3 protein-coding genes and 2 pseudogenes are annotated in these 11720 nt (G+C 57.2%); 4 read left to right on the forward strand and 1 reads right to left on the reverse strand.

What is annotated here, in order from left to right; all coding sequences use genetic code 11:
- The 3 genes and pseudogenes from HNQ71_RS34390 to HNQ71_RS34400 form a co-directional block, all read left to right on the forward strand.
- Window positions 1-430, forward strand: a 430-nt coding sequence (locus tag HNQ71_RS34390; RefSeq protein WP_184879544.1) for a transposase, incomplete at its 5' end; no start/stop codon positions are given.
- Window positions 431-984: 554 nt separating this feature from the next.
- A pseudogene (locus HNQ71_RS34395) lies at window positions 985-1515 on the forward strand (ATP-grasp domain-containing protein); the annotation flags it as partial.
- Window positions 1516-1531: 16 nt separating this feature from the next.
- Window positions 1532-1976: pseudogene (locus HNQ71_RS34400) on the forward strand (transposase); the annotation flags it as partial.
- Window positions 1977-2251: 275 nt separating this feature from the next.
- Here the strand turns inward: HNQ71_RS34400 and HNQ71_RS34405 are convergent.
- Window positions 2252-2887, reverse strand: a complete 636-nt coding sequence (locus HNQ71_RS34405) for a 4'-phosphopantetheinyl transferase family protein (RefSeq protein ID WP_184879561.1) — start codon at window positions 2885-2887, stop codon at window positions 2252-2254.
- 466 nt (window positions 2888-3353) lie between these two features.
- Between HNQ71_RS34405 and HNQ71_RS34410 the strand changes: the two genes are divergently transcribed.
- The gene (locus tag HNQ71_RS34410) at window positions 3354-10415 is read left to right on the forward strand and encodes a non-ribosomal peptide synthetase/type I polyketide synthase (protein WP_184879564.1); all 7062 of its coding nucleotides are present in this window, start codon (window positions 3354-3356) and stop codon (window positions 10413-10415) included.
- The last annotated feature ends 1305 nt before the right edge of the window (window positions 10416-11720 follow it).

The following is an 11720-nucleotide window of genomic DNA, read 5'->3' on the forward strand; positions in this document are numbered from 1 at the left end:
CATTATCGCCCGCCAGGAGCAAGTCTGCCGGCGACTCATGAGCGTTCCAGGTGTGGGACCCATCACCGCGCTCGCCTTTCGTGCCACGATCGATCAGCCGGACCGCTTTCGTCGCTCGAGGGATGTCGGCGCGCATCTGGGTCTGACCCCGGCACGTTACCAATCTGGCGAAACGGACATTCAGGGCAAGGTGAGCCGATGCGGTGACGAACTCGCCCGCACGGCCCTCTATGAGGCGGCTCATTCGCTGCTCGTGCTCAGCAAGAAATGGTCGAGCCTCAGAGCGTGGGGCATGAACGTCGCCAAACGGCGCGGTATGGCTCGAGCCCGAGTTGCCGTTGCCCGCAAGCTCGCTGGCATTCTGCATCGCATGTGGAGTGATGCAACAGAATTCCGCTTCGGCAAGGCACCCGGCCGCGTATCGGCATGAAATAGGGATAACGGACCAACGAAGGAGGAGTTGATTCCGCCCGAAAGGGCGTGATCCGGATCGTTCCCGTGGGGACGGTGGGCAAGGTGATCTCGTTAGCAGGCACGATCCTGGGCCGAACTCTCCCAAGGTCGTTCAACAGATTGAGACGCCTCGCTCTACTGACCCCATCATGCGGCGGCCTAACGTCGACCGCGAAGAGAAGCGAGTGACCCGCGGGGCGACATGGTCCGGAAAAATATCAGGAGGAGCTTGACCTCAACGACCCCAATCAGAGAAGCCTGCTAACTTCCGTTGCCGACTGGCGTTGCCGGCTACCGTTTACTAGGGTCGCTTGAACTCGCAACCTTCGATTTTCGTCGAGACCCTCCTTGCTACACTGTCAGCGATGAAACGTTGCAACAGATCCTTCAAATGGATTTACAGAGTCTTCACGACCGCAAATCGCTGATAGTGGTACATTCACCCGAAGTCTGAGGCGAGGCACGGCTAAGAAAGGTGATGTCGGTTTGCGCTCGGACCGCCGCACAACACGCAACGTTGGGAGACAGACAATGGCAAGAAGAGCGCTTATACTAGTTGAAGCCACGAGGAGCAATGGTCTGCTATACATCCAAGCGGCCCAACGTCTTAGTCTTCATCCAATTGCGCTGTCGGCCGATCCAGTTCAGTATGACTATCTTGAGGCGGAAGGCGTTGAGGCGATCCGTGTCGATACAGACGATCTTGATGCGCTGATCCGCGAATGTTCCCCGGCTCCGTGCCACCTATGACATTGCTGGCATTACGTCCTCCGCAGAGTCGTTCTATGCGACAGTTGGCAAGCTCTGCCGGCATTTCGATCTTCCGGGACCGAACGCCGAATCCATTGAACGATGCTGCGACAAGTTCGCTCAACGTCAACTCCTCGCGGAGGCCGGCGTTCCAATACCTGCTTATCGCGAGCAGCGAATGCGGCGGAGGTAGAGAGCTCTGCCGCGGAGATCGGCCTGCCCGTGGTTCTTAAGCCAGCCGTTGGCAGCGGCAGCCGCGGGGTCCGGTTGTGCTGCAAGGTCGATGAGGTAGCTGAACATACGACCTATCTGTCGGAGAGTTCGCCGCCTGACGAAGCAGGTTCTCGGTCTCGTTCGCAAGGAAGAGGTCTGTCGGCGACTTATGAGCGCTCCCGGCGTCGGACCCATCACCGCGCTCGCCTTCCGGGCCACGATCGACCGGCCGGAGTGGTTCAGCCTTTCGAGGAATGTCGGCGCGCATCTGGGATTGACCCCGGCGCGCTATCAGTCCGGTGAGACCGATCCAAGGCAAAGTCAGCTGCTGCGGCGACGAGCTTGCCCGTACTGCCCTCTACGAAGCGGCTCACACACTGCTTGTGCGCAGTAAAAAGTAGTCGAGCCTGCGCGCGTGGGGCATGAGCGTCGCCAAGCGGCGCGCTATGGCGCGAGCCCGCGTCGCGGTAGCCCGCAAACTCGCCGTCATCCTGCATCACATGTGGGTTGATGCGACAGAATTCCGCTACGGCAAGGAGCCCGGTCCCGTATCGGTATGAAATGGACAACGGACAGATGAAGAAGGAGTGGTTTCGCCCAGAAGGGTGATCCGGATCGTTCCCGTGTGACGATGGGTAGGCGATCTCGCTAGCAGGCACGATCCTGGGGCGAACTCCCCCAAAGTCGTTCAACAGATTGAGAAGCCTCGCTCTACTGACCCCATCATGCGGCGGCCCTGCGCCGACCGCGAAGAGAAGCGAGTGGCCCACGGAGCGACATCGTCCGGAAAAAAAAGCAGGAAGATCTCGACCTCAAACCCCAATCAGAGAAGGCCTTAGAAGGCGGCCGCAGGACGGCATATCGACCAAGCGTCTAATTGTGCTGGCAGGCTGCGCATGATGATCTGGTGAGGATCATGCGACGCTAGATGCCCTACCAACGGCCCGTAGTCTGGGAGCGCGTTGAGGTAATATTGCAGGCCGCCGAATTGCACGGCCGGCTCATCCCAGCCCGTATGAAGGCCTCGTGGGTCTTGGTTTAAACCGAGACCCGCGCATTTCAGTACGGCCTCTTTCCTAGTCCACAACTCCAGGAACTTTCGCGCAGCTAGCTCGCGCGGAATTCCTTCGAAAATGCTTGCCTCTTGGTCGGTCATAATGTGGCAAGCCAACTGGCGGCAATTTCCCAAGGGGCGCCTATGCTCAATATCTATCCCAACCAAGGTCAAGGCTGATACGGCGACGGCGGACCAATCGCGGCTATGAGACTGGCTCACTGCAATGTCGTGCGCCGGCAATCGGGGCTTGCCGAAGCGCGAAATGGTCACACGGAGATCTCTCGGCGGGACCTGCAAGTGCGCAGCAAGGATGATTCGAAAAGCAAACTTTGCCTGAAGATATGAAAGACGCAGATCTAAGTGACGAATTTTTTCCGCCCGTTCTCGCTCAGCTGGACTCAGCACTTCACGCATGTGCAACGTTGGGATCGTCAGCTGTGAATGCCGGAAAACCCAAACGTCGATTGTGCCTGACTGCCTATTCGAATGCATGCATCACAGAGTGCTCCACCACACGCCCTTGCCTGGTCAGCACAATGGTCAAGTCGTTCACGCTTGGCCGTTCACACCCTTCAGCGGCCTTAGATGGCGCGAGTCGTTACTGACCAGGAGCCACCTACACTGCCGATGGCTCGCGATGTGTAAAGATATATGAAGTCACCTCAACAATCGCGAAATGGTTTGATGCTCCGCGATCCTCTTTTGAATTTTTATTTCAAAGTTCATAAACGCCAGTCATCCATAATTCTAACTGCCGGAGAAGATGTATTCTGTCACACAATAGTTTCATATTGAAGACTGAATAATTCTCCGAAAATTCAAACCATTGTCAAGAAAAGGCGAGTAGCATTCTCCGCACAATCAATGGCTGGAGAAAGCAATGGATTCCGTCACGCGTCCGCTCTCGCATGGCCAAATGGGCCTTTGGCTACATCACCAAAAAAGGCCAACCGGTAGTGAATACAATCTCCCAGTCGAATTGCGCATAAAGGCGCCGTTCGACATTGGCGCCCTGCGGCGTGCGCTCCAATCATTGATTGACCGGCATGAAATGCTGCGCACGACCTTTCACCAGGAAGGCGAGCACGTCGTTCAACGCATTCATGAGAAAGTCTCTCTGAGCTTCCATGTCGTTCGGCTGACAGATTTCGAAGAGGCGGGCTTCCATCAATCTATCGCGGCGGAAGCTCGCTCGCCTTTCGATCTGAAACATGGGCCAGTATTTCGCGCTCACCTGTTCATCCGCAGTGCCACGGAAGAGATTCTCCTCCTCAATTTCCATCACGTCATTTCCGACGCGTACAGCATTCGGACCTTCCTGCACGAATTCGGCAGGCTCTATCAGGCGTGCTGCGGCAATACGGACATGCCGAGTCTGGCCACGGCGGCTCCCTACGAGGACTTCATAACCTGGCAGGAGCGCCTCCTTGCTGGCGACGACCGAGAACGTATGTGGGCCTACTGGCGCGACCAATTTGTCGATCATGAGCCGGAGCTAGCCCTTCCGACCGACAGACCGCGAGTTGCCATTGCCACGCGCACTGGGTCTGTTGTCTCCCTGGATATCGAGACGCCCCTGGTCGCGCGCCTGAAGCGACTGGCGCACAAAGAAAAAGTAACGCTCGCCACCGTTCTGCTGGCTGCCTATTATGTCCTGCTGCATCGTTGTGGTGACCAGGATGACATCACCGTCTACGCCCCACGTCTCGGTCGTCCGGCGGGAGATTTTGCGGGGACATTCGGCTACTTTGTGACCCTAGGGGGCCTACGGCAGGATCTTTCCGGAAATCCCATTTTCCTCGACCATTTGCAGCGGGTGCGTCACCTAATGCGCTGCGCGCGCAGCCACCAACATTTTCCTCTTCCCCTGCTGCTAGAGAAGCTCAAGCTACCCCCTGCACCTTGTCGCAATCCGCTCGCGCAAGCAGTTTTCAACTTCACCCCGGAAGCGGTGAGTTCTCTTGGCTTCACGCCATGCGACGTCGACCTCTCCGGTTTGGCTGCCCAGATTCGTTTTTGCGAGACCGATATTTGGATCGATCTTGATTTCCGAATCCTGGCCGGTAGAGAAAACTTCCGCCTGGACGTCGTATACGATGCGGATTTGTGGGATCGCAGCACCATTGAGCGGCTGGCGAAGCACTATTGTTTGTTGCTTAAGGCGATTGCAGATGCGCCAGAGCGACAGATAGGCGACTATAATTTTCTGCCGCCAGGGGAAGAGCACCAGCTTCTACACGGTTGGAATGAGACAGCTGCACCTTTTCGGTCCGATAGTTGCCTGCACAACCTGATCGAGGCGCAGGCTGCCACTTACCCAGACAATATCGCTGTCAACTGTCCATTCGAGGCCGAGGCCCTCAGCTATGCCGTACTTGAGCAAAGGGCGAACAGGCTTGCCCGCCATCTGATTTCAAAGGGTATCCGCCTCGGAGACGTAGTCGGCGTTCTCGTTGAGCGTTCGTGCGATCTCATTGTAGGCTTTCTAGCCGTCTTGAAGGCGGGGGCCGTCTATCTTCCTCTGGACCCGCGACTGCCACCCCAGCGCCTCCGGTTCATGGCGCGGGACGCTGGCGCCACTGCGGTCATCAGCAAAGCGGAGCTTGAAGCACAGACATTCGGGAAAGCCCTGTCAGGGCTAAACATTGAAGGTGCGAATGGATGCGCGGTGGTTCTCCTCGACAAGGACCGCACTGAAATTGCTCTGCATGAGGTCACGCCTCCGCACTGCCCCGCCGGCCCCTTGGATTTGGCTTATGTGATCTATACGTCCGGTTCTACGGGTCAGCCGAAAGGCGTGATGGTTGAACATCGCAGCGCCTGTAACATGGCGGAGGATCTAAAACGCACCTATCAGTTGGGGCCAGACAGCCGGGTGTTGCAGTTCGCTTCCTGCGGATTTGATGCATCGCTGTTTGATTTTGTGCTGGCTTTATCTTCTGGTGGCCAATTGTGCCTGGCGCCCCCATCAGCGTCGCTGCCTGGAGCAGAGCTTGTCGAGTTCATGCGCCGTGAGCGCATTACCGCTGCCGGTCTTACGCCGACAGCGTGGACTTCCTTGCCGTCGACTGATCTTCCTGATCTTACCGTGATCAAGTCAGGTGGAGAGCCCTTGCCGTCGAGCCTCATTGAGCGATGGGGTGAGAATCGCCGCATCTTCAATTCCTATGGGCCTACCGAAACGACCGTTTATTGCATAAGGACCGAGGTGAAAGCCGGGGGGCAAAGGCCACCCATTGGGCGCCCCGCCATCAATACTAAGGCTTATATCCTCGATCGCTATGGGAATCCCGCACCGGTTGGCGCAATCGGCGAGCTCTACATCGGGGGCATCGGCATAGCCCGCGGCTACATCAATCATGATGAACTCACGCGGGAGGTTTTCCGGCCAAACCCGTTCGATGATGATCCGCAATCCAGGCTCTACAGAACTGGGGATCTGGCCCGGTATCGGTCAGATGGCACGATTGAGTTCTTGGGCCGGAAAGACGGACAGATCAAGATTCGCGGCATGCGGGTTGAGCTTGCCGAAATCGAGCAGCACCTGATGAAGCACGAAAACGTCAAAGCATGCTGCGTCACGCTGACAGACGGTCCCGATGAAAATGCGAGCCTGACAGCCTACGTGGTGAGGCGACGGGACAGTTCGGAGGATACCAATGAACTTCAGTCCTTTCTGCGCGCCGCGCTGCCTGGCTACATGGTTCCCTCACACTTCGTGTTCCTCCCGCAGCTACCAACCAATCGTAGCGGCAAGATCGATCGGTGTGCTCTTCCCGGGCCGAGAAACGCCTCGAAATTAAAGGCCGCAACTTTACCAACCGGTGGGTTGCAGACTGAACTGGCTGAAATATGGAAGGACGTGCTGAAGCTGGACACCGTCAGCGTTGAAGACAATTTCTTCGATGTTGGCGGACATTCCCTGGCCATCGTCCAGGTTCAGGCACGCATCGACGATCGTTTGGGCATTGATTGCAAGATTCTGGATTTGTTCGAGCACCCCACCATAAGAACGCTCGCTGCCCACTTGGCCGCAATTCCAGCCGTTGCTTGCCCCGCTCAGGATTTAACGAAACCAATTAGCTTGGCAGCTAGCGAAGACGAGCCCAAACAGGACCGCAATGCTCTTGCGATCATCGGGATGGCGGGCAGGTTCCCGGGAGCGGAGAACGTCGATCAATTCTGGAGCAATCTGGTGGATGGCATAGAGTCCATCGCAGATCTAAATGAACAGACATTGCGAGAAGCTGGCGTCGATCCCGACACTTTGCGCACGCCCAATTATGTAAGGCGCGAAGCCGTTATCAGCGGAGTTGATCTGTTTGACGCGGCATTTTTCGGCATCTCGCCTAAGGAAGCAGCGTGGATGGACCCGCAACAGCGCATCCTGCTGGAAACGGCGTATCAGGCGCTCGACCATGCGGGATACGGATCGCGCGAGACGGCAGGAGGCCGTGTCGGTGTCTTTGCTGGCGTGGGGGCCAACCACTATCTCGCTGACTGCGAAGTAGGCCGCGACCTGCTGGATTCAGAGAAGTTGCAGATCCGCATTCTCAATGGCAGCGATTTCACGGCGACGCGTATCGCCTATAAGCTCAACTTGACCGGCCCCTGCGTGTCAGTTCAGACGGCCTGTTCCACTTCGCTGGTCGCTGTCCACCTCGCTCGCCAGAGCCTGCGCAGCAATGAGTGCGATATGGCGCTGGCAGGCGGTGCATCGATTTCCCTGCCCCATGGAAAAGGCTATCTCCATCAACAAGGCCATATCTTTTCTCGCGACGGCCACTGCCGTGCGTTCGATGCTAAAGCACAAGGAACGGTGAGGGGCAGTGGAGCTGGGGTCGTCGTTCTCAAGCGGCTGAGCGATGCCTGTAGAGATGGCGACTACATCTGGGCAGTCATAAAGGGGACCGCCATCAACAATGATGGCGCCGCCAAGGTAGGCTTCACCGCCCCCAGCGCCGACGGACAGGCTGCGGTGATTCAAGCTGCCCTCACCGACGCTGACGTCTCTGCGGACACCATTGGTTATGTGGAGGCGCATGGTACGGGAACCTATCTTGGCGACCCCATTGAAATCTCCGGCCTGACCAAGGCCTTCCGGTCTCACACCTCAAGGAAACAATTCTGCGCAATAGGTTCGGTGAAGACAAATGTCGGCCATCTCGACGCCGCAGCAGGTGTCACGGGATTAATCAAGCTCGCCACAATGCTGAACAGGGGCGTCATTCCCGCTAGCCTGCATCTCGACAAACCCAACCCAAATATCGACTTTCAGGAGAGCCCGGTGTTCGTAAACAATACCTGCATCGCTTGGCCCAAGGGTGGTGAGCCACGGCGCGGCGGTGTCAGCTCATTTGGCATTGGTGGCACGAATGCACACACGATTCTCGAAGAGGCTCCGCCGCGGAGCGGTGAGCAAGACGGTCGCAGGCTGCACGTCTTTCCAGTATCGGGGGCGAGCAGGTCGGCACTGACTGAGATGCTCCGGCGACTGGCCGGCTTTATGCGCCGAAGCGATGTTCAGCACAGCGCAGCGAACATCGCATACACCTTGCAAAAGGGTCGAGCTACTCTGAGATATCGCTCAAGTTTCGTGGGATCCGATCTGTTGGAACTAGCCGACCAACTCGATCATGCGGCTCTGAATGCGGATGCGTCGCGAGAGGTGTCGAGCAGTGAACACCGCATCGTATTCATGTTTTCCGGCCAGGGCGGGCAGCAGATCGGAATGGGTCGGGAGCTTTATGAAGAAGAGCCGGTATTCCGCAGCGCCATCGATGAATGCGCAAAGTGGCTCAACGAGCTCGCACAGATTGATTTCCGCCCCCTACTGTACTGCGAAGGCAAATCTGATGGCGTGCTTGAGCCTCAGTTGGAATCCGTCATACAGCCTGTCATCTTTGCTACGCAATATGCAATGGCGAAGCTCTTCATCTCGTGGGGCATTTTCCCTGCAGCTGTGATTGGCCACAGCATCGGAGAATATGCAGCCGCTCATATTGCCGGCATCATCTCGTTACCCGATGCTATTCGACTGACACTAGTAAGGGGACAGTTAACGTCGCGTGTGCCTGCCGGCGTGATTGTTGCAGTCAGCCTGTCGCCCGAAGAGCTCCAGCCTTATTGGAACGAACGCCTTTCATTGGCGGCAATAAACGGGCCGCGTCAGTGCGTCGTTTCCGGGGCCGCATCCGAGATCGCAACGTTTCATGAGGGATTGCAGGCCAGATCCATTGCGAGCAAACGAATACATGCAAGTCATGCCGTGCATTCATCCCTGCTCGATCCAATCCTGCCGGAGTTTAGGATTCATGCAGAACGAGTCGAGCTGCACGCGCCGCAAGTACCTTTCATGTCAACGGTGCTCGGTGACTGGCTTGAGGCGGACGTGCCGCTTGATGGTAGCTATTGGGTCCGCAATCTGCGTGAGACGGTGCAGTTCCATCTGGCTTTCGATCGGCTGGTGCAATCGGGCCACGAGTTGTTCATTGAGATGGGGCCTGGAGCGGCCCTGTCCAGGCAGTTCAAGTCAAAGGGCAACCTGCCCGTCACCTTTGCGGCCTTGCCAGGAGGCGATCATGGGCAAGGCGATCGCTTGAGACCGTTACAGACACTGGGCAAGCTTTGGACCTGCGGCGTTCGCATTGATTGGTCTGGCCTGCACGATCATAAGCCCCCCTCGCGTACCCCTCTCCCGCCTTATCCTTTTGATCGCAAGCGTTACTGGCTCGATGCGGTCGCCACCAAGGAGCAGGGACAAAATGCCGATTTGAATCAGCCTAATACTGCGGCCAGATCCGTCGATCGCCCGACTGGGAACGAAGGGGTGCGCAGTCCGACTGTGGTTGAGATGTCTGCTGAGGCAGCTTTAGACCGCCAAATTGCGGCGGTCTATCGGGACATTTTGGGCTTGGATGACGTTGCCCTGACCGACAGCTTCTTTGATCTTGGTGGCGACTCGTTGAGCGCCTTAAGCGTCATCGATCACATCGAGCAGCTCACGGGAGAGAGATTGGCTGTATCCCTGCTTCTGGAACACCAGACACCAAGAGGGCTCGCAATAGCCCTCTCGAAGACTCGTGGAAGCGCGCGTCCGAGCGCACTAGTGCCGATACAAACCGGCGGTTCGCGCGCGCCTCTGTTTTGCCCCCACCCTTTTGGCGGTCATGTCCTCTTCTATACGCCTCTGGCTAAAGCACTGGGCACGGAGCAACCGCTCTTCGGCCTGCAGGCACGCGGTCTCGACGGCGAGGCAAAACCTCACCTGAGCATTCCGGAGATGGCGCGCGAGTATGTTGAGGCCATCAAGAGCGTAAGTCCACGCGGCCCTTATCAGCTCGCCGGCTTGTCCATGGGCGGCAGCATCGCTTGGGAAATGGCCTGTCAATTGCGCGATGCCGGTGACGAGATAGCAATACTTGCGCTGCTCGATGCCAAAGCGCTTCACAAGCACGAAGAGTACACAAGCGGCCGGTACCATCGCTTGCTCGGCAACAGTCCCGTTCCTGACTGGCTGAGCGAGCAGGCAATCATGTTGAGCGTCCTTTTTCCCGCGCTGAAGAAACATTGGCGAAAGCTGAAATCCATCAAACGTGAGCGTCAGGTCACTGCCTTGCTCGAGCTCGGAAGGAAAGCAGGCAACCTCCCCGCCATCAGTGACACGCAGCTCGATCATATCCTGACAGTTGCCGAGGCAAATAGAATTGCGCTGTATGATTATACGCCTCGGCCCCACGACATCAGGTCCGTTCTTTTTGCGGCCAAGAAGGGACTGCGCATATCCACCAATCAACCTGATGGCGATCTTGGGTGGAAGCAGTTCGCGCAAGGCCGCCTGGAAATTCACGAGGTGCCAGGTGACCATTACACGATGATCGCTCCGCCGCATGTGAGCATCCTGGCGAAGAAGCTTGAAGACTATCTCAATCGCGACGAGTAAGCGACGGCACCGGTAGCACACTCGAAAAAAGGCATCTGCAACCTGCACCCCGCTCGGGTCCAAGCTGCCACAGGTGGAGATTGCCAGCTCAAGCTATCTGAAGCGTGCGTGGGGCAATTGCTTCGCGCAGTTGGAGGTGATCAAGAGCAGGATTCCATCTTTTCACCGTCCCGCATGTAATCTTTCAAGAACGGCTGCCGTCAGGGTATTTCCGACAGGCGATAGGGTTCCGCTACGTTCCGCTCACGAGGCAGCTCCGCAAGCCGGCGACGGCCTTACTGTCGGTCTCGCCGTCCAGCCCCGACGGACGAGTTTCCAGTAGGCGCCGCGAAGCAGGCCAGCGAGCCCGGGCCTACCCTCATCTTTCACGCAGCTTCTCAGCATGTTGTCAGTTCACCATCGAACCTCCTTCTGCTTGCTGCAGCACACTATGGACGGGCACTAGGTTAGCCCTGTTCACGTTGAAGTCCGCTCTGGACCGGGTTGCAAATTCGTGCGCGATGAGCCCGTCGAGGTTCGTGTGCGGGCGCTTCAGATTGTGGTCTATCTTCCATTCCTCAATGCTGTCGCGGGAGTGCCGTGACTGGTGAAGAGAGCCGGCCGACGAAGCACTCCACCAGACCGTTCTGCATGGCTTGCCCGGCGCGATGTAATGCTACTCGAACTGCCTCCCTCCTACCAGGTCACGGTCCCGTTGGAGGTCTGCTCCGTGCTGTTGTCCGAGAAGATTATTGTTTTGAATGATTTCTCCTTTGGCACGGTACATGCCTGAAACGCGTCACGAACTGAGGAGAAATCGTCCCCATGATCACGCTCACAGACAACGCTGTTGCCGCCGTCAAGTGCGGCGCTGGCGCTGGCGTTTGCCGACACCGAGGCCATGCAGCTTAATCTCGACGAGATCAGCCGGCACGTGGCGCCACGAGCCCATGCCGCCCTCACGGGCGCCGGCCGAGAACATCTGGCAATCTCTGCGCGAACTAACTCTCAAACCGTGCCTTTGACGTCTACAGGCCATCATCGATGGCCGCATGCGACGCCTGTCAGACGCGCCCAGCCGCAGACCATCAGAGCCTACCTCTACGGCTCGGCGCTCCATCACAATGAACATTCTCAAATGGCCCGACTACAAGCAAAGTAGAGGCTAATAAGAAAAGTCATTATCAATAATCTGTTACCAAAGATTTTAACAAAGACAACTGGTGAACACGTGACCTGCCACTGAGTTTTTCCTCCATCTGAGATTAGAGTCCGGCCCTTGATTGAAGGACGGACTGATGAAGAGAAAGCGGTTCACGGAAGAAC

This window comes from Mesorhizobium sangaii (assembly GCF_014207355.1).
In the GTDB taxonomy this organism is placed as follows: Bacteria; Pseudomonadota; Alphaproteobacteria; order Rhizobiales; family Rhizobiaceae; genus Mesorhizobium; species Mesorhizobium sangaii.